20 protein-coding genes are annotated in these 18,874 nt (G+C 71.6%); 12 read left to right on the top strand and 8 right to left on the bottom strand.

Annotated features, from left to right (window positions below):
• The first annotated feature begins 116 nt into the window (after positions 1–116).
• Positions 117–1,319 carry a sensor histidine kinase gene (locus ACWGIF_RS28375; RefSeq protein WP_453501695.1) on the top strand — a complete coding sequence of 401 codons (1,203 nt, stop codon included), beginning with the start codon at positions 117–119 and terminating at the stop codon, positions 1,317–1,319.
• A 17-nt stretch (positions 1,320–1,336) separates the two neighbouring features.
• Entirely contained in the window at positions 1,337–2,020 is a 684-nt protein-coding gene (locus ACWGIF_RS28370; RefSeq protein WP_453501693.1) for a response regulator, read from the top strand.
• Positions 2,021–2,180: 160 nt separating this feature from the next.
• Here the strand turns inward: ACWGIF_RS28370 and ACWGIF_RS28365 are convergent, their stop codons facing one another.
• On the bottom strand, positions 2,181–3,536 hold the full coding sequence (locus tag ACWGIF_RS28365; RefSeq protein WP_453501692.1) for a PH domain-containing protein: 1,356 nt from the start codon (positions 3,534–3,536) through the stop codon (positions 2,181–2,183).
• 281 nt (positions 3,537–3,817) lie between these two features.
• Positions 3,818–4,309 carry a PH domain-containing protein gene (locus ACWGIF_RS28360; protein ID WP_453501690.1) on the bottom strand — a complete coding sequence of 164 codons (492 nt, stop codon included), beginning with the start codon at positions 4,307–4,309 and terminating at the stop codon, positions 3,818–3,820.
• A gap of 31 nt (positions 4,310–4,340) precedes the next feature.
• Between ACWGIF_RS28360 and ACWGIF_RS28355 the strand changes: the two genes are divergently transcribed.
• Genes ACWGIF_RS28355 through ACWGIF_RS28345 form a run of 3 tightly spaced genes read left to right on the top strand, consistent with a single transcriptional unit; the run spans position 4,341 to position 6,617 of the window.
• Positions 4,341–5,483, top strand: coding sequence for an NADH-quinone oxidoreductase subunit D (locus ACWGIF_RS28355; protein ID WP_453501688.1), 1,143 nt, complete (start codon positions 4,341–4,343; stop codon positions 5,481–5,483).
• 40 nt (positions 5,484–5,523) lie between these two features.
• Positions 5,524–6,372, top strand: coding sequence for an arylamine N-acetyltransferase family protein (locus ACWGIF_RS28350; protein ID WP_453501686.1), 849 nt, complete (start codon positions 5,524–5,526; stop codon positions 6,370–6,372).
• A 29-nt stretch (positions 6,373–6,401) separates the two neighbouring features.
• Positions 6,402–6,617, top strand: a complete 216-nt coding sequence (locus tag ACWGIF_RS28345) for a hypothetical protein (protein WP_453501684.1) — start codon at positions 6,402–6,404, stop codon at positions 6,615–6,617.
• A gap of 109 nt (positions 6,618–6,726) precedes the next feature.
• Here ACWGIF_RS28345 and ACWGIF_RS28340 read toward each other — a convergent pair whose 3' ends face one another.
• The 4 genes from ACWGIF_RS28340 to ACWGIF_RS28325 all read right to left on the bottom strand — a co-directional run bounded on the left by ACWGIF_RS28340 (position 6,727) and on the right by ACWGIF_RS28325 (position 10,247).
• Positions 6,727–7,770 carry a hypothetical protein gene (locus ACWGIF_RS28340; RefSeq protein ID WP_453501682.1) on the bottom strand — a complete coding sequence of 348 codons (1,044 nt, stop codon included), beginning with the start codon at positions 7,768–7,770 and terminating at the stop codon, positions 6,727–6,729.
• Between the two features lie 96 nt (positions 7,771–7,866).
• Positions 7,867–8,844: an ABC transporter substrate-binding protein gene (locus tag ACWGIF_RS28335; RefSeq protein WP_453501680.1), complete on the bottom strand. Its 978-nt coding sequence runs from the start codon at positions 8,842–8,844 to the stop codon at positions 7,867–7,869.
• A 31-nt stretch (positions 8,845–8,875) separates the two neighbouring features.
• Positions 8,876–9,544 carry an ABC transporter permease gene (locus ACWGIF_RS28330; RefSeq protein ID WP_453501678.1) on the bottom strand — a complete coding sequence of 223 codons (669 nt, stop codon included), beginning with the start codon at positions 9,542–9,544 and terminating at the stop codon, positions 8,876–8,878.
• Between the two features lie 4 nt (positions 9,545–9,548).
• Entirely contained in the window at positions 9,549–10,247 is a 699-nt protein-coding gene (locus ACWGIF_RS28325; RefSeq protein ID WP_453501677.1) for an ABC transporter permease, read from the bottom strand.
• 151 nt (positions 10,248–10,398) lie between these two features.
• Here ACWGIF_RS28325 and ACWGIF_RS28320 point away from each other — a divergent pair, with 151 nt between their 5' ends.
• A complete protein-coding gene (locus ACWGIF_RS28320; protein WP_453501676.1) occupies positions 10,399–11,361 on the top strand; it encodes an ABC transporter ATP-binding protein in 963 nt (320 codons plus the stop codon).
• Between the two features lie 182 nt (positions 11,362–11,543).
• Here ACWGIF_RS28320 and ACWGIF_RS28315 read toward each other — a convergent pair whose 3' ends face one another.
• Positions 11,544–12,653: an alpha/beta hydrolase gene (locus ACWGIF_RS28315; protein WP_453501674.1), complete on the bottom strand. Its 1,110-nt coding sequence runs from the start codon at positions 12,651–12,653 to the stop codon at positions 11,544–11,546.
• Positions 12,654–12,805: 152 nt separating this feature from the next.
• On the opposite strand from ACWGIF_RS28315, the gene ACWGIF_RS28310 reads away from it, so the two are divergent.
• The 6 genes from ACWGIF_RS28310 (at position 12,806) to ACWGIF_RS28285 (ending at position 18,027) form a co-directional block, all read left to right on the top strand.
• Complete coding sequence (locus ACWGIF_RS28310) at positions 12,806–14,656, top strand: phosphatidylglycerol lysyltransferase domain-containing protein (RefSeq protein ID WP_453501672.1); 1,851 nt, start codon at positions 12,806–12,808, stop codon at positions 14,654–14,656.
• Between the two features lie 395 nt (positions 14,657–15,051).
• Positions 15,052–15,924 (top strand): dihydropteroate synthase, encoded by an 873-nt coding sequence (folP, locus tag ACWGIF_RS28305; RefSeq protein WP_453501671.1) that lies wholly within the window; start codon positions 15,052–15,054, stop codon positions 15,922–15,924.
• Positions 15,925–15,949: 25 nt separating this feature from the next.
• On the top strand, positions 15,950–16,393 hold the full coding sequence (locus ACWGIF_RS28300) for a nuclear transport factor 2 family protein (protein ID WP_453501670.1): 444 nt from the start codon (positions 15,950–15,952) through the stop codon (positions 16,391–16,393).
• Between the two features lie 131 nt (positions 16,394–16,524).
• A complete protein-coding gene (folB, locus tag ACWGIF_RS28295) occupies positions 16,525–16,884 on the top strand; it encodes a dihydroneopterin aldolase (protein ID WP_030010912.1) in 360 nt (119 codons plus the stop codon).
• Positions 16,881–17,489, top strand: coding sequence for a 2-amino-4-hydroxy-6-hydroxymethyldihydropteridine diphosphokinase (gene folK / locus ACWGIF_RS28290; RefSeq protein ID WP_453501668.1), 609 nt, complete (start codon positions 16,881–16,883; stop codon positions 17,487–17,489). Before folB ends, folK begins: the two co-directional genes overlap by 4 nt.
• A 52-nt stretch (positions 17,490–17,541) precedes the next feature.
• A complete protein-coding gene (locus ACWGIF_RS28285) occupies positions 17,542–18,027 on the top strand; it encodes a DUF3180 domain-containing protein (RefSeq protein ID WP_453501667.1) in 486 nt (161 codons plus the stop codon).
• A 175-nt stretch (positions 18,028–18,202) separates the two neighbouring features.
• Here ACWGIF_RS28285 and folE read toward each other — a convergent pair whose 3' ends face one another.
• Positions 18,203–18,811 carry a GTP cyclohydrolase I FolE gene (gene folE / locus ACWGIF_RS28280; RefSeq protein WP_453501721.1) on the bottom strand — a complete coding sequence of 203 codons (609 nt, stop codon included), beginning with the start codon at positions 18,809–18,811 and terminating at the stop codon, positions 18,203–18,205.
• Between the last annotated feature and the right edge of the window lie 63 nt (positions 18,812–18,874).

Genomic DNA, 18,874 nt, shown 5'->3' with positions numbered 1-18,874 from the left:
AGAGCTCACCGCACAAAGGCTATGCTCACCGTCCACCTTCGGGAGTACGCCCCCGGCGCCAGGTTCGAACCTCTGGTTGACTCCAGCACCTATCGCCGTTCCCTACTCTGGGTTACGTGCAGCGCCTCTACGACTTCCTCCGCAGACACCCGACGGGCGTCGACAGCTTCTGGGCTGTCCTCTTCTTCGGGGTCTCGATGCTGAACGTCGTGGGCGAGCCCGACATCGGCAGGTCCCTGAAGTTCGCCGCCGTCCCCGTGGTGCTCGCGCTGAGCACGGCCGTGGCCCTGCGCCGCAGGTGGACGCAGGCGATGTTCTGGCTGACCCTCGGGGCGGGCGTCCTCCAGCTGGGTGCGGGGATCATCGCGGGGGTCTACGACCTCGCCATGTTCGTGATCCTCTTCACGGTCGCCGCGAGCGACGTCCCGCGCTGGGTCTCCCGCACCGCGCTGGGCTGGGGGCTGGCCGCCGCGCCGCTCTACTTCCTGCGCTTCGGCGTGGACAAGGGCAACAACACCGTCGACAACATCCTCTTCGCCGTCTTCATGATCATCCCCTTCGTCCTCGCCTGGGTTCTGGGCGACTCCCTGCGCACCCGGCGGGCCTATTACGCCCAGCTGGTCGAGCGCAACCAGCGGCTGGAGAAGGAACGCGAGGCCCAGGCCAAGGTAGCCGTGGCCGCCGAGCGCGCCCGGATCGCCCGCGAACTGCACGACGTCGTCGCGCACAACGTCTCGGTGATGGTGGTCCAGGCGGACGGGGCCGCCTACGTCATGGACGTGGCCCCCGAGCAGGCCAAGGAAGCCCTCCAGACCATCTCCGGAACCGGCCGCCAGGCCCTCGCGGAGATGCGCCGGCTGCTGGGCGTCCTGCGCACCGGCGAGCCGCAGGAGTCCGAGGACTACGTGCCGCAGCCCGACGTCGAACAGATCGAGGTCCTCGTCGAGCAGGTGCGGGCTGCGGGACTCGCGGTGGACTTCGAGGTCGAGGGCGCGCCGCGGCGGCTGCCCAGCGGGGTCGAGCTGACGGCGTACCGGATCGTGCAGGAGGCGCTCACCAACACCCGCAAGCACGGCGGCCCGGAGGCGAGGGCCAGCGTCCGGCTGGTCTACTTCGACGACGGCCTCGGCCTGCTGGTCGAGGACGACGGCCGGGGCGCCGCCCACGAGCTGTACCAGGACGGCGGCGCGGACGGCGCCGGGCACGGGCTGATCGGCATGCGCGAGCGGATCGGTATGGTCGGCGGAACCCTGGACGCCGGGCCGCGGCCCGGTGGCGGCTTCCGGATCAGCGCACTGCTTCCCCTGAAGAAGAAATGACGAGGACGAGGTAACTGATGTCCATCCGAGTGATGCTGGTCGACGACCAGGTGCTGCTGCGCACCGGCTTCCGGATGGTGCTCGCCGCCCAGCCGGACATGGAGGTCGTCGCCGAGGCGGGCGACGGCCTGGAGGCCCTGGAGGTGCTGCGGGCCACGAAGGTGGACGTGGTGCTGATGGACGTCCGCATGCCGAGGCTCGACGGGGTCGAGGCGACGCGGCGGATCTGCGAGCCGGCGGAGCACCCGAAGGTGATCATCCTGACCACCTTCGACCTGGACGAGTACGCCTTCTCGGGCCTGAAGGCGGGCGCCAGTGGCTTCATGCTGAAGGACGTCCCGCCGGCCGAACTGCTCGGGGCGATCCGCTCGGTGCACAGCGGCGACGCGGTGGTCGCCCCCTCCACGACGCGGCGGCTGCTGGACCGGTTCGCGCCGATGCTGCCGACGACCACGCAGGAGCCGCAGAACAAGGAGATCGAGCGGCTGACGGAGCGCGAGCGCGAGGTCATGCTGCTGGTGGCGCAGGGCCTGTCGAACGGCGAGATCGCGGCCCGGCTGGTCCTCTCGGAGGCGACGGTGAAGACCCACGTGGGCCGGATCCTGACGAAGCTGGGCCTGCGCGACCGGGTCCAGGTGGTGGTCCTGGCGTATGAGACGGGTCTGGTCCGCGCGGGCGGCGGCGGAGCCTCGCAGGCCTGACGCCTCGCCCCGTGCGGCGGTGTTCCCCCGGGCGGCGGTGTTCCCCCGGGCCGCCCTGCCCCCGGGGGAACGCCGTCCGCGGGGGCGGGCGGGCGACCGGAACGATCGCTGACGGCGGGGTTGCCCGCGACGACGATCCGGCGTGAGCGCAGGACGCCCGCTACGCACCGCCGTGGGTCATCCAGCGGTCCGGGCGGGCCGTCGCGCGCGAGGTGTGGGAGCGCGCCGCCTGCGCGTGGAGCAGGGCCGCGGCCTCGGACGCCGCCCGGAGCCGGGCCGTCACCGTCCCGTTCGCGCCCGTGTCCACATGGACGTCGGCCACGCCGCGGGCGCGGGCCCACGGCCCCTGGCCGAGCCGGACGCTCTGCACCTTGGCGTGCGGGACGATCTCCGTACGGCGGCACAGGCGGCCGTGCCGGGCGGCGAACACGTCCGGGGAGACGGCCAGCGCGTAGCCCTTCCACCACACCGGGACCACCCAGCGCGACCCCCTGTCCGGGGAGCCGGAGAAGGACAGGGCCGCCAGGTCCACCCCGGGCAGGACCCGGGTGATCACGGCGTACGCGGCGGCCCGCGAGGCCACCGGGACCAGGACCTCGTTCTTCGACCCGGCCACGGCCAGCTCCACGCGGACCAGGTCGCGCCTGCGCCACAGCAGGGGCTCCACGATCCGTACGGTCTGCACGCGCCCCGGCGGCACGGTCTCGTGCGACCGGTCCAGCATGCCGTGGTCCAGGCGCAGCCCGTCCGGGGACTCGGCGACCCGCCAGTCGTACTCCGTGAGGAAGCGGCCCGCGCTGCCCGCCCAGACCGCGCCGAGGATCGGGAGCAGGGTGACGACGGCCGCCCACGGGCTGGAGCTGATCCACCACACGACCACCGGCGCGACCAGCCCGCCCGCGAGCGCCGCCCAGACGCCGAGGCTGAGCAGCAGCGACACGGCGAGCTCGCGCGGGCCCACGCGCAGCAGCTCGCGTTCCGGGGCCTCACCGAGGTGCACCGCCTCCTCGGGGGCGAAGCCCGCGGCGCGGGCGAGGAGCTCGGCGCGCAGCGCGACGGCCTCCTTCTCGCCGAGGAAGGACAGCTGGTCCTTGTCCTCGGTGCCGATGACGTCCAGCCGCAGGCTGGCGACGCCGGTCAGCCGGGCCAGCAGCGGCCGGGTGACGTCCACGGCCTGGAGCCGGTCGAGGCGGATGTGCGCGGTGCGCCGGAAGAGCAGCCCGGTGCGGATGCGCAGTTCGGTGTCGGTCACGGCGTAGTGGGTGAACCACCAGCTCAGGAACCCGTACAGGCCGAAGACGAGGATCAGGGCCGCCAGCGCCAGCACCCGCAGCAGGGTGGGCATGTCCGACACCCACTCCCCGGCCCGGCCGCCCTGCTGGGCGACCACGCCGGCGGTCGCGGCGATGGGCACCCAGGCGCGGCGCAGCGGGGTGAAGGGGTGCAGTCGCCGCCCGCTGCCTGCGGCGGGCCCGGCGGTGGGGGCGGCGCCGCCCGCGGCTCCGGCGTCCGGCACGTCGGAGCCTCCCGGGGCGCTGCCCGCGCCCGGGGCCGCACCCACTGGGTCCGGGCCCTCAGGGTCCGGGCCCTCAGGGTCCGGGCCTGCAGGAGCCGAGCCCGCAGGAGCCGAGCCCGCAGGAGCCGAGCCCGCAGGAGCCGCACCCGCAGGAGCCGCACCCGCAGGAACGGGGCCCCCCGGAGCCGGGCCTGAAGAGACCGGGCCGCCTGGGTCCGGACCCGTAGGAGCCGCACTCGTAGCACCGGGGAGCAGCGGGTCGTCGCCCGCCGGGGCGGGGCTCACAGGCCCGCCGACCTTGCCTCGCCGAGCGCGGTGAGCCGGTCGCGCAGCCGCTCCGCCTCGGCCGGCACCAGGCCGGGGATCTTGGCGTCGGTGGCGGCCGCCGCCGTGTGCAGCTGGAGCGAGGCCAGCCCGAAGCGCCGTTCCAGCGGCCCCGAGGTGACCTCGACCAGCTGCATCCGCCCGTACGGGACGACGGTCTGCTCCCGCCACAGCACGCCCCGGCTGATCAGCAGGTCGTCGGCGCGTTCGGCGTACCGCCAGGACCGCCAGTTCCGGCCGAGGAGCATCCAGCCCCAGGCCAGCACCACCCACCACAGCGCTCCGAGGGCCGCCCACACCGGGCCGGCCGTCAGCCCCAGTACGACGGCGGTCACGCCACCGAACAGGGTCGTCCAGATCACCAGCAGCAGCCGCCGCAGAGTGAGCAGCCCGCCCGGCAGCCCCACCCATGCGGGTTCGCCCGTCTCACCCGTTGTCCCCGTCTCCATGCCCTCAGCGTAGGGCTGAGACAATGCCCGCATGACGGAGACCACGGTCGGCATCGGCGGAGCGGCGGAGAGCACCGACATGGTGCTCAACATCGGCCCCCAGCACCCTTCCACGCACGGCGTGCTGCGCCTGCGCCTCGTCCTGGACGGTGAGCGGATCGTCAGCGCCGAACCGGTGGTCGGCTACATGCACCGCGGCGCCGAGAAACTCTTCGAGGCCCGCGACTACCGGCAGATCGTCATGCTCGCGAACCGCCACGACTGGCTGTCCGCGTTCTCGAACGAGCTGGGCGTGGTCATGGCCGTCGAGCGGATGCTCGGCATGGAGGTCCCCGAGCGGGCCGTGTGGATGCGGACGCTGCTGGCCGAGCTGAACCGGGTGCTGAACCACCTGATGTTCCTCGGGTCCTACCCGCTCGAACTGGGCGGGATCACCCCGATCTTCCACGCCTTCCGCGAGCGCGAGGAGCTCCAGGCCGTCATGGAGGAGATCTCCGGCGGCCGCATGCACTACATGTTCAACCGTGTCGGCGGCCTCAAGGAGGACCTTCCGGCCGGCTGGCTCGGCCGGGCCCGCGCCGCGATCGCCGACGTCCGCACCCGGATGGACGTCTACGACAAGCTGGTCCACGGGAACGAGATCTTCCGCGGCCGCACGCGCGGTGTCGGGGTCCTGACCCCCGAGGCGGTCCACGCGTACGGGGTCTCGGGACCGATCGCCCGCGCCTCCGGCGTCGACTTCGACCTGCGCCGCGACGAGCCGTACCTGGCCTACGGCGAGCTGCAGGACGTACTGAAGGTGGTCACCCGCACCGAGGGCGACTGCCTGGCCCGCTTCGAGTGCCTGCTGGACCAGACGCACAACGCGCTCGACCTCGCCGTGGCCTGCCTGGACCGGATGGCCGAGCTCCCGCCGGGCCCGGTCAACCAGCGGCTGCCCAAGGTCCTCAAGGCGCCCGAGGGGCACACGTACGCCTGGACCGAGAACCCCCTCGGCATCAACGGCTACTACCTCGTCTCGAAGGGCGAGAAGACCCCGTACCGGCTGAAGCTGCGCAGCGCGTCCTACAACAACATCCAGGCGCTGGCCGTGCTGTTGCCGGGGCAGCTGGTCGCGGACATGGTGGCGATCCTCGGCTCGCTGTTCTTCGTGGTCGGCGACATCGACAAATAATCCGTGCCGGGGGAGGCGTGTCCGGATCTAGGGTGACGGCATGATCTCTGGGATATACGCCGACTACCTGCGCCGGATCGGTATCACCGACCACGGATCCCCCTCCGCCGAAGGGCTGTTCGCGCTCCATCGCGCCCATGTGGAGCGGGTCCCCTTCGAAAACACCGACATCCAGCTGGGCCGGCCGCCGGGCATCGATCCCGAGCTGTCCGTGCGCCGCCTCGCCGCCGGGCGCGGCGGCTACTGCTTCCACCTCAACGGCGCCTTCGCGGCGCTGCTGGAACGCCTCGGGTACGACGTGACGCGTCACATCGGGGGCGTGTACGAGGACCGGGACGCCCAGGACGTGAGCGGCGACCACCTCACCCTGACCGTACGGGTCGACGGCCGGTCCTACTTCGTCGACGTCGGCCTCGGCGACGGACCCCACGAGCCGCTGCCCCTGCTGGAGGGCGGGTACGAACAGGGCTTCCGGTACAGCCTGAGGCCGTTGGGGAGCACGGACGGGCCCGCCGCGGGCTGGACCCTGCACCAGGAGAACGCGCCCTTCCCGGTGATGAACTTCTACTCGGCCCCCGCGACGATGGCCGACTTCGCGGACGAGCACGTGCGGCTGTCCACCGCCCCGGACTCCCCCTTCCGGCAGTCCTTCGTGATGCTGCGGCGCGACCCCGGGGGCGTCCACCGGCTGCACGGCAGGGTGCTGGCCCACACCGCCCCGGACGGCGGCCGCGACAAGCGCGTCCTGGCCTCGGCGGAGGAGTTCTTCGCGACCATGGCCACGGTCTTCGGGCGGGAGCTCGACGACCTGACGCCGGCGGACCGCGCGGGGCTGTGGTCCCGGGTGGACCAGGCGCACGAAGCGTGGCTGGCCTCCCAGCGGGACTGATGTCGGTGCGGCAGGGCAGACTGGGCGACATGTCCCACTCCCCCCGCCGGGCCTGCCCCGCCTGCGGCCGCGACTGCGCCGTCACCGCGGGCCGGATCGCCCGCCACGATCCTCCCGCCGGGCGGGGCCGCGGAGACCTGGTGTCCTGTCCGGGATCCCGGGCCCGGGTGGTGCTCGGCGCCTGCGCACCCACCCTGGACGGCTATGTGCTGCCCGAACTCCCCGGGCAGCTCCCGCTGTTCTGAAGACCTCCGCCCGCCCGCGAGCACGGGAGGGAGCCGCACGGACGCCGCCGGCCCGCGGGCACGGGAGCCGCACGGACACCGCCGGCCCCTCGCGCCCTGCGATCGCGCCCTACGAGATGGCGGTGCGGAGCCGGACCACCTCGATCGGCTCGGTCTCGTCATGGGCGGTCAGGTCGATGACCTGGCCCACCGCACGGTCCTCGGTGGTCTCCGGCTCGGCCGCGCCCTCAGCGGGCGCCGGCTCGGCGACGGCCTGCCCGGCCTCCGCCTCGTGGACCGCGAGGGCCTCCGCGCCGACCACGTCGGCCAGGTCCTCGTTCTGTACCGCCTCGATGGCCGCGCGGGCCTGCGCCGCGTTCTTGGTGCCGAAGAAGTCGAAGCCGCCCTCGACGCGGGAGGCCGTACGCCGCTGGGCCGCGTACGGGGCCACCACCGCGGCCGGACGACGCGCGGGAACCGCGGCCGCGGGGGCCGCGGCCGGAGCGGAGCCGGCCGGAGCGGGAGCCGAACCCGGCGCCGACGGCGCCGCCGCGGGCAGCGCCCGCTGCTGCGTCTGCCGTCTGCGGGCCAGCGCCCCCAGAGCCGCGTGGGCCCGGGCGTAGCCGAGCGAGGTGGGCGCACCCGCCGAGTTGCGTTCCTCGGAGACGGCCGGAAGTTCCTTCGGCGCGGGCGCGGGCGACGTGGCCGCGGAGGCCTCTATGGCCAGCAGCCGACGGCCCTCCAGTGCGCTGGCGCGCTCGGTCTCGGCGGTCGCGTACCGCCGCAGCAGCGCCGCGTGCTCGCCCCGCAGTCCCGCCAGCTCGACCCGCTTGGCGCGCAGTTTGGTGTCGAGCCTGGCCCGCAGCATCCGGGCCTCTTCGAGATCGGATTCGAGCTCGGCTATCCGCTCGTCCGTCCGCCACTCGTCCTTGACGCGCTCCCGCGCGAGTTCCGCGACGCGGCGGCCGGCCGAGCGGTCCCAGGCCCGCATCACGACGGCGCCGGTCATCCCGGCGGCCGCGGTGAGGGCCACGAGCAGTCTCAGCGCGATGCCGTCGTCGGGGGCCGCCAGCAACCAGGCCGCGCCGGCACTGGTGGCGGAGACACCGGCGACGGCCGTCGGCGTGAGCAGCCGGTGCAGAGGTTCGGGATTGCGGTGGCGTCCACGGGGCATGGCCCGAAATTTACAGGGCGCGGCGTCGAGTGGGATACCCGCCCGGCAATCTGTTCCCGGGCGGTTACCCCACATTCCCGTATCACCCCGTAACGACTACTTCCCGAGAAGGCCCTTGGACTCCAAGTAGGCCTTCGCCGCGTCCGCCGGCTTGGCGCGCTCCGCGTCCACCTTCCGGTTCAGGTCGACCAGATCGGCCGTCGAGAGCACCTTGGTCAGCTTGTCGAGCGCGGCCGCGATCTCCGGGCTGCCCGCGTCCTTGGCATTGACCACCGGCAGCACGTTGTCGGCGTTCTGGAGCTTCTTGTCGTCCGCGAGCAGGACCAGGCCGTAGCTGTCGAGCGTGGCGTCCGTGGTCGTGGTCAGCACCAGCTGGTCGGCGCCGTCCTTGACCGCCTGCTTGGCCTGGGGGGTCCCGACGCCCTTCGGGTCAATACCGGAAACCTGAATTCCGTATGTCTTCGTCAGTCCCGGTCCGCAGAAGGGACGGACGGCGCATTCGTCCCCTGCCGCGATCTTCACCTTCAGTCCGGACTTCCCAAGATCGGAAAGGGATGTGAGGTTGTTCTTCCGCGCGAATTCCGCGGTCACCGCGAATGCGTTCTGGTCGACCGCCGCGCCCGCGGGCAGCACCTTCAGGCCGAGCGGGGCCGCAAGCTTCTCCAGGCCCGCGACCGTCGCCGCGACGTCGCTCGACGCGACCGGCTTCTCCTCCGGGGCCTTCGGCCCGTTCACCTTGGCGTTGAGGAACTCCGCGAGCGTGGCCGCGTACTCCGGGACGACGTCGATCTCCCCCTTCTCCAGCGAAGGCTCGTACAGCTCACGATTGTTGACCGTCTTGACCGAGGTGCTGTACCCCGCGTCCCTGAGCACCTGCGCGTACAGCTCCGCCAGGACGGCCGACTCGGTGAACCCGGCCGCGCCGATCACCAGGCTGCCCCTGCCCTGCGCGGCCGGTGCGGGCGAGCCGCCGTCTTTGCTCTTCTCCAGGCTGTCGCCGCCGCACGCGGCCAGCGAGACCGTCAGGGCGACGGCGCCCAGCGACGCGCCGAGGACGCGCGTGGTCTTGGTCATGGGGTACTCCGTTCGAGGCGATGGACAGGAATCAGCGGGACGCCGCCGTCCGCGGCAGCAGCCGGTCCGCCGCCACCAGCAGGCCCTCCACCAGCAGCGCCAGCGCGGCCACCAGCAGGGCGCCCGCGACGACCTGTGGGGTGTTGTACGTGTTGAAGCCGGCCGTGATGATCCGGCCGAGGCCGCCCTGGCCGACCATCGCCGCGATCGTCGCCGTGGCGATGACCTGAACGGCGCCCGAGCGCAGCCCGGTCATCACCAGCGCCCGCGCCAGCGGAAGTTCGACGTGCAGGAAGAGCTGGCCGCCGGACATGCCCATGCCCCGGGCGGCCTCCACCACCGAGCGGTCCACCTCGCGCATACCGACGTACGCGTTCGTCAGCAGCGGCGGCACGGCGAACAGCACGAGCGCGGCGACGGTCGGCAGATAGCCCGCGTTGCGCAGCGGGGAGACCATGAACAGCGCCAGCACCGCGAAGACCGGAACGGCCCGGCCGATGTTGGAGAGGTTGATCGCGAGGGCGCCGCCCTTGCCCAGGTGGCCGAGGAACAGGCCGACCGGCAGCGCGATCGCACAGGCGATCGCCAGCGCGATCCCACTGACGTACACGTGCTCGGCGAGCCGGTGCCAGACACCGCTCTCCCCCGACCAGTTGGCGCCGTTCGCCAGCCAGTCCCAGGCCTGTCCCATGACGCCCACGGCCTCAGGCCCCCTTCCCGGGAGCCGCCGGCCGGGCGCCGGCCCGGGTCCACGGTGTGAGCAGCCGCTGTACGCCGAGCAGCAGCAGGTCGGCCACGAGCGCGAGCAGGACGCACAGCACCGAGGCGGTGAGCACCTGCGCCTTGAAGGAGGTGTTCACGGCCGGGGCGATGAGATTGCCGAGGCCGCCCTTGCCGACGATGGAGCCGACCGTGGTCAGCGCGACCGTCGAGACGGTCGCGATCCGCACCCCGGCGAGCAGCGCGGGCAGCGCCAGCGGCAGTTCGACCTGCCACAGCAGCCGCCCCGGGCCGTAGCCCATGCCGCGCGCGGCCTCCCGCACCTCCTCGGGGACGGCCTCCAGGCCGGCCAGCACATTGCGGACCAGGATGGTCAGCGAGTACAGCACCAGCCCGGTCACCACCAGCGCCGCCGAGAGCCCGAAGACCGGCAGCAGCAGGGAGAACATGGCCAGCGAAGGGACCGTGTAGAGCAGGGTGGTGAAGGCCAGCACGGGCGCCGCCCAGCCGCGGCCGCGGCGCGCCAGCAGGGCGAGCGGCACGGACACGGCCACGCCGATCAGGACCGACACGCCCGTGATCCAGACGTGTTCGAGGGTGGCGTCGGTGAGTTCCCGGGAACGGGAGGACACGTAGTCCCAGCAGATCCATTCGTTCGCCACCAGGCAGCTCTGCCCGACCATGCACCTCACCCCCCGTCGTCGAACACACGTCTTCACGATCGCATGGCCTCGGGCGACCCTAACTCGCCGCACCCTCGATGGCCGGAATCCTTCGCAGCGGGGCAACACGCCCTTCACAAAACGGCGATGCCCGTGCGGAAGGATGGGGACCGTGATCCGATTCGAGCATGTGACCAAGCGCTACCCCGACGGAACGACGGCCGTCGAGGACCTGTCCTTCGAGGTGGCGGAGGGGGAACTGGTCACGCTCGTGGGACCGTCCGGCTGCGGCAAAACGACCACGATGAAGATGGTCAACCGGCTGATCGACCCCACCTCCGGCCGAATCCTCCTGAACGGCGAGGACATCGCGGCCGCCGACCCGGTCGAGCTGCGCCGCCGGATCGGCTACGTCATCCAGCAAGTCGGGCTGTTCCCGCACAAGACGGTGCTGGAGAACACGGCGACCGTGCCGCAGCTGATCGGCACCCCGAAGGCCGAGGCCCGCGCGCGGGCGGCCGAACTGCTCGAACTGGTGGGACTGGATCCGGCCGTGTACGGGGGCCGGTACCCGGAGCAGCTGTCGGGCGGGCAGCGCCAGCGTGTCGGCGTGGCCCGCGCGCTCGCCGCCGATCCGCCGGTGCTGCTGATGGACGAGCCGTTCGGAGCGGTGGACCCGGTGGTGCGCGAGCGGCTGCAGAACGAGTTCCTGACGCTGCAGAAGACCGTGCGCAAGACGATCCTCCTGGTCACTCACGACCTGGAGGAGGCCATCCGGCTCGGCGACCGCATCGCGGTCTACGGATCGGGCACCATCGAGCAGTTCGCCCGCCCGGCAGCGGTGCTCGCGGCGCCGGCGACCCCGTACGTGGCCTCCTTCGTCGGCGCCGACCGGGGGCTCAAGCGGCTCGCGGTCACCACGGTCGACGCGGCCGACCTGGCGGCGGCGGAGGGCAAGGCCCCGCATGCGGCGGTGGAGCTGGGGGCGACGCTGCGCGAGGCGCTCGCCGCCCTGCTGCAGGAGGACTCGGGCCGGATCGGGGTCACGGATCCTGGCTCCGGCGCGCTGGTCGGCGTACTGACCCCCGAGGGCGTCCACCGGGCTCTGCGCCGGGCCCATCTACAGGAGGCGTAGCGGGTCGGGGTCCGGGTCCGGGTCCGGAAAGAGCTGTGACCGGCCTCGAAGGGCCGGTCACGTGGTGTGCTCGCGCCTGCCGGGCGCGAGCGGTCGGGGCTGTCGGGCCATCAGGCCTGCAGCCCAGCCGACCATCAGGCCCTCAGGCCGTCAGTCCGTCAGTCCGTCAGTCCGTCAGTCCGTCAGGCCTCGATGCGGCCGCTCATCCACACCAGCATCGGCGGGATCTCGCGTCGCCACGTGTTGAAGTTGTGGCCACCGCTGTCGAGGATGATGGAGGAGACCCGGTCCGGGCCCTGCACCTTCTTGATGAACTTCTTGGTGTCACCGAAGTTCGGTTCGCCCTTCTCGCTGCTGGTCACGAGGAAGGACGTACCGGTCGGCTTCTTGTTCTCGATGCTGTGCAGCACGTCCGCACGCTTCTTCAGCTTCTCGTCCCCGTGGAACAGGTCACCGGTCGTCGGGTCGTTCGGCGCGTCGTAGTACGCCGACAGGCCCGCGGCGGCACCGAAGGTCTGCGGGTAGTGCGCTGCGATCTTCAGCGCGCAGTAGCCGCCGGTGGAGTTGCCGATGAAGCCCATGTTCTCGGGCTTCTTGCCGACCCGGAACGTGTCCGTGATGGCCTGCGGGAGGTCCTCGGCGAAGAAGGTCTCGGTCTGCGGGCCGCCGGGTATGTCGACGCACTCGGTGTCACGCGGCGGGGCGATGGTCGGGCGCATCATGACCAGGATCATCGGCTTCATCTTGCCCGCCTTGGACAGACTGAAGGCCTTCATGGGGTAGTCGAGCCCTTTGATCAGGTTCTCGGCGGTGCCCGGGTAGCCGGTCAGGACGATGGACGCGGGGAAGTTCTGGTCCTTGTGCTGCGGCTGGAAGTACTCCGGCGGGAGCCACACGTAGCCGGGGCTCGTGATCTTCGACTTCTGCCCGGTTATGGCAACCTTCAGGATCTGACCGCCGACCTGGGGCTTGGCGCCACCGGGCACGTCCAGCTTCTGCTTGTCGACGACCTTGATGTCCTTGCTGCTCATCGAGTGGTCGACGACCTTGCCCATGGACGTCTCCTGGCCGAACAGGTCGGCCCAGGAACCATAGAAGAGGAACGACTTGTTGGCCGCGAGACCCACCGCCGAGAACAGCGCCAGCTGGGTCGCCAGCAGGAGCGCGACCCGGCCGGCGAACGCGCGCCAGGTGCGGCCCGAGAGCTTCGGCCAGAACCAGACCGTGGCCGCGAACAGCAGCACACCGGCCAGGACGGCCAACGCCAGAACCGTAGAACTCGTGAGACCCATGAGCAGTCAGTCGACTTTCTGGTGGCAGGACATTTTTTTTCCGACGAAAGAGTGAACCCGCTCCTCGTCGATGTCGTCCTAAGGGACGCACCACACACCGGAGGCTGTCGCGGCCTTCGGCCACATGATCTCTCGCGGAGCAACGGGAAGCGATGTCTAGCAGGATAGATGGCGATAAGTCGGGACAGGTTCCGAGCCGGGTCCGCCGAATCCTCCGAGGCCCACAGCCGGAGTCGGTGCCCGGCCTGGTAGGTACGGCCGTCATGATCGTCGGCCTTCTGGACATCGCGGCAGGAGTCTTCCCGCGCTTCCGGCACAGCCGGATCCACGCGGTGACGGAGGTCCTGCCCGGTTCCCTGGGCCCGTTCGCGGCGGCCCTCTCCATCAGCGCGGGCGTACTGCTGCTGCTGCTCGCCCACGGCCTCAAGCGGCACAAGCGGCGCGCCTGGCGGGCCGCCGTCGTCCTGCTGCCCGCGGGCGCGGCGGCGCAGTTCACGTACCGTCACTCGGTCATCGGCGTGGTCATCGCCGCAGTGCTCCTCGCGCTGCTGCTGCGCCACCAGGGCGAGTTCAAGGCGCTGCCCGACCCACGCAGCCGCTGGAAGGCGCTGGCGAACTTCGTTCTGATGAGCGCCGGTTCCATCGGGCTCGGACTCGTCATCGTCAACGTCCACCCGGGCAAGGTCGTGGGCAACCCCGGCCTGTACGAGCAGATCACGCACGTCGTCTACGGTCTCTTCGGCTTCGAGGGCCCCGTCGACTACGCCGGCCGGGTGTCCTGGACCGTCGGATACTCCCTCGGCGCCCTCGGCATGCTGACCGCGCTCACCACCATCTACCTGGCCTTCCGCCCCGAGCACCCGGCCGCCCGGCTCACCGCCGACGACGAGGGCAAGCTCCGCGAACTGCTCGCCAAGCACGGCGGCCGTGACTCCCTCGGCCACTTCGCCCTCCGCCGCGACAAGGCCGTCGTCTTCTCCCCCAGCGGCAAGGCCGCCGTCACCTACCGCGTCGTATCCGGCGTGATGCTCGCCTCCGGCGACCCCATCGGCGACGTCGAGGCCTGGCCCGGCGCGATCGAGCGGTTCATGGAGGAGGCCAAGGCCCACTCCTGGACCCCCGCCGTCATGGGCTGCAGCGAGACCGGTGGCGAGGTCTGGACCCGCGAGACCGGTCTCGACGCCCTGGAACTGGGTGACGAGGCGATTGTCGATGTCCAAGACTTCTCCCTCTCGGGCCGCGCCATGCGCAATGTCCGCCAAATGGTGAAGCGCATCGAGCGCAACGGCTACACCACCAAGGTCCGCCGGGTCAGCGAACTCACCGAGGCCGAGCTGGAGCAGGTGCGCGGCGCGGCAGAGGCCTGGCGCGGCACCGACACCGAGCGCGGCTTCTCCATGGCGCTGGGCCGGGTCGGCGACCCGGGCGACGGCGACTGCTACATCGCCACCGCCCACCGCGTGGAGGAGGGCGACACCAGCCCCTTCGGCGACCTCAAGGCCATCCAGCACTTCGTACCGTGGGGCAAGGACGGCATGTCCCTGGAGCTCATGCGCCGTGACCGCGGGGCCGACCCCGGCATGAACGAGCTCCTCATCGTCGCGTCCCTGGAAGCCGCCCCGGCCCTCGGCATCGAGAAGGTCTCCCTGAACTTCGCGATGTTCCGCTCGGCCCTCGCCCGCGGCGAGAAGATCGGCGCCGGCCCGGTGCTGCGGATGTGGCGGAACCTGCTGGTCTTCCTCTCCCGCTGGTTCCAGATCGAGTCGCTCTACAAGTTCAACGCGAAGTTCCGCCCCCGCTGGGAGCCCCGCTTCGTGGTCTTCCGCACCACCCGCGACCTGCCCCGCATCGGCTTCGCCGCCATGCAGGCCGAGGGCTTCGTGACGCTGGCCCTCCCCCGGCTCTTCGCCGGCCGCCGCCGCCCCAAGCCGGTCCGCACCTGCACGCACAACCACATGGCAACCGTGCCGAAGCAGCCGGAACGCGAGGTCCAGGCGGCGTAGACCGCGGATCCAGCCCCGCCGGCATCCACTCCGGCGGGGCCCCCGGCCACAAACGGCCCCGCGGCCCCTCCAGCCCGCCGCCCCTCTTCCAGCCCCACCGGCGCTTGAGGCGCAGGGCCCGGGGCGGAGCCCCGCTCTTCCAGCCCCACCGCCCATTCCAGCCCCGTCGGCGTTTGAGGCGCGGGGTCCGGGGCGGAGCCCCGCTCATTCAGCCCCGCCGGCGTTTGAGGCGCGGGGGCCCGGGCCCGGACAGAAGACAGACAGGCCCGGCCTCCCCACGACCCGCCCGGCACAGGGCTACGGCACCCGCCCGGCCAGGGCTAGGCACCCGCCCGCCCCCGCCAGCGCAAAGGCAAAGGCCCTGCCGTATCCAGGTCAGCCCTACCCTGGAACCTATGAACACGAAGCGCGGAGCCATCGACAGGGGCCGGGTCGCAGGTCTGCCGGAATGGGACCGCTGCGGAGTCATGGGCGTCGTCAACGTCACCCCCGACTCCTTCTCCGACGGCGGCCGCTGGTTCGACACCACCGCGGCCGTCAAGCGCGGCCTCGACCTCGTCGAGCAGGGTGCCGACCTCGTCGACGTCGGCGGCGAGTCCACCCGGCCCGGCGCCTCCCGCGTCGACGAGGACGAAGAGCTGCGGCGGGTCGTCCCCGTCGTGCGCGGCCTGGCCTCCGAAGGCGTCACCGTCTCCGTGGACACCATGCGCGCGAGCGTCGCCGCCCGGGCCGTCGAGGCCGGCGCCCTCCTCGTCAACGACGTCAGCGGTGGACTCGCCGACCCCGGGATGATCCCCGCCGTCGCCGCCGCCGAGGTGCCCTTCGTGGTGATGCACTGGCGCGGCTTCAGCGCCGGCATGAACAGCCTCGCCGTCTACGACGACGTGGTCGCCGAGGTCACCGCCGAGCTCCGCGCCCGTATCGACGCGGTCGTGGCCGGCGGGATCGCCCCCGAGCGGCTCCTCGTCGACCCCGGCCTCGGCTTCGCCAAGAACGCCGACCACGACCTGGCCCTGGTCGCCCACCTCCCCGAGCTGCGCGCGCTCGGCTTTCCCCTGCTGGTCGCCGCATCGAGGAAGCGTTTCCTCGGCCGCGTCCTGGCCGGCGGCGACGACGCCACGCCGCCGCCCGCCCGCGAGCGGGACGCCGCCACGGCCGCCGTCTCGGCGATCGCCGCCCACCAGGGCGCCTGGGCCGTACGGGTCCACGAGGTACGGGCCACCGCGGACGCGGTTCGGGTCGCCCGCGCCGTGGAAGGGGCACTCTGATCCTCAACGACCGACAAGGAGCACAGTGAGCAGAACCGACATCGAAGCGGTCGAAGAGGTCAACACGGCCTTCTACGAGGCAATGGAGCGGGGGGACTTCGACGCTCTGTCGGCGCTCTGGCTGGAGGACGAGATCTCCTGCGTACACCCCGGCTGGCCGGTGCTCTCCGGCCGCGGCGAGGTACTGCGCTCCTACGCGCTGATCATGTCCCACACGGACTACATCCAGTTCTTCCTCACCGACACCAAGGTGGCCGTCATAGCCGACACCGCCGTGGTGACCTGCACGGAGAACATCCTCAGCGGCGGCCCCGCCGAGGACGGCGGGGAGCTCGGCCCGCTCGTCGGCCAGCTGGTCGTCGCCACGAATGTGTTCCGACGCACATCCGAGGGCTGGCGGCTCTGGTCCCACCACGGTTCTCCCGTCCTCACGGAGTCCGACGACGACGACGAGGACGACGGCTCCTGACCCCGACGGCGGGACCCGGAGTATTTCGCAGGTAAATTCGAAGACGGACGACGCCGACCGCACTCGGCGTAGGCCCATGGCCCCGGGGAGCCCCGGGAGCCGGAAGCACTACGAAAGCAGGAGTGATTCGCGTGGATCGTGTCGCGCTGCGCGGCCTCAAGGCTCGCGGGCACCACGGCGTCTTCCCCCGGGAGCGCGAGGAAGGCCAGACCTTCATCGTCGACCTCGTGCTGCACCTCGACACCCGCCCCGCTGCGGCCGGAGACGACCTGGCGAAGACCGTGCACTACGGGGTCGTCGCCGAGGAGGTCGTCGACGTGGTCCAGGGAGAGCCCGTCGACCTGATCGAAACCCTGGCCGAGCGGATCGCCCAGCAGTGCCTCAAGCACGAAGCGGTGGCACAGGTGGAGGTCGTCGTCCACAAGCCGGACGCGCCCATCACCGTCCCCTTCGACGACGTGACCATCACGATCACCCGGAGCCGCGCATGAACAACGGACTGAACGCTCAGAGCGACCCCACCGTCCAGCCTGTACCCGCCTCCGTCGTCGAGACGGTCGACGCGGCGGACGTCACCCTGTCCAACCCGAAATGGGCCGTCATCGCGCTCGGCGCGAACCTCGGCAACCGGCTGGAGACCCTGCAGGGCGCCATCGACGCCCTCGGCGACACCCCGGGCCTGCGGGTCAAGACCGTCTCCCCCGTCTACGAGACCGAGCCCTGGGGCGTCGAGCCCGGCTCCCAGCCCTCGTACCTCAACGCGGTCGTCGCCGTGAAGACCACGCTGCCCCCGTCCTCGCTCCTGGAACGCGGCCACGCCATCGAAGAGGCCTTCGACCGCGTCCGCGAGGAGCGCTGGGGCCCGCGCACCATCGACGTGGACATCGTCGCGTACGCCGACAGGGTCTCCGACGACCCCGTCCTCACCCTCCCGCACCCCCGCGCCCACCAGCGCGCCTTCGTGCTGGCCCCCTGGCACGACATCGACCCGGAGGCCCAGATCCCGGGCCGCGGCCCGGTCGGCGCCCTCCTGTCCGAAATCGGCCTGAGCGGCGTCACGCCGCGCCCCGACCTGGAACTCCACCTCCCGGAGTAGTCGTTAGCCTGTGAACTGCTGACGGACGGCGCAGAAAGCGGGGAACGGGCAAGTGAAGCAACTGAGGCCGGCGGTCCTGGCGGGCATCTTCGTGGTCGCCGGGGTCCTTTCCTGGGCGGGCGCCCGCCTGTGGAACGCGTACGGCACGCTGCCGGGCGTTCCGCTGGCCGCGCCGATCGTCCTCGGAGTCATCGCGGCGGTCCTGCTGGCCACTGCCCTGTCGCTGCGCTCCCGCCTCAAGGCCCAGCGCGAGCGCCGACCGGGCGCCAAGGGCGTGGAGCCGCTCATGGCGGCCCGCGCGGTGGTCTTCGGCCAGGCGAGCGCGCTGGTGGCGGCGCTGGTGGCGGGCATGTACGGCGGCGTGGGCGTCTTCCTGCTGACGGAATCCCTCGACGTCCCCGCCCGCCGCGAGCAGGCCTGGTACGCCGGCTTCTCGGTCCTGGCCGGCGTGGCCGTGATCGCGGCCGCCCTGTTCCTGGAGCACGTGCTCAAGCTCCCCGAGGACGACGACACCCCGGAAGCTCCGGCCCGCGCCTGACCGTCACCCGGGCGCCCGGACCAGATGCCCGTTCACCAGGAAGCCGGGGTGAGGGGTGAGCCCGAAGCCGTACACGGTGGACGGCTCTGGCTGCCTGCTCGGTACGCCCCAAAGCGTCGGTCCCCCTCCGTGACGTCACGGAGGAGGACCGTAGCGGACAGCACGGACAAGCCGGCTAGCGCGCCATGATGAGGCTCATCGCCTCGGCTCGGGTGGCCGTGGCACGGAGCTGGCCGCGAACCGCGGACGTGGTGGTCTTGGCGCCCGGCTTTCGGATGCCGCGGACCGACATGCACATGTGCTCGGCCTCGATCACCACGATGGCGCCGCGCGCGTCGAGGATCTGCATCAGGGAATCCGCTATCTGCGTGGTGAGGCGTTCCTGCACCTGCGGGCGGCGGGCATAGACGTCCACGAGGCGGGCCAGCTTCGACAGGCCCGTGATCTTGCCGTTCTCCGCCGGAATGTAGCCGACGTGTGCGACTCCGTGGAACGGCAGCAGATGATGCTCGCACAAACTTACGATTTCAATGTCCTTGACCAGGACCAGCTCGTCATGGCCCAGGTCGAACACCGTCGTCAGAACGTCCTCGGGCTTCTGCCACAGACCCGCCAGAATCTCCCGGTACGCGCGAGCCACGCGCGCCGGGGTCTCCAGGAGACCCTCGCGGTCCGGGTCCTCGCCGACCGCGATCAGGAGCTCTCGAACAGCCGCCTCAGCCCGCTTCTCGTCGAACTCGCCGATCGTGCCCTCGTCACCGTTCAAGGTCACCGGGTCGGTCATCTCATCCTCGTTCCTGTCCGCATACGCGGTCGTACAAATGTGCCGCGCCCCCCAGGCTAGAAC

It is taken from the genome of Streptomyces sp. NPDC054849 (assembly GCF_053610945.1).
Note: the sequence above shows the minus strand (reverse complement) of the source record. Positions and strands in the feature narration are given on the sequence as shown.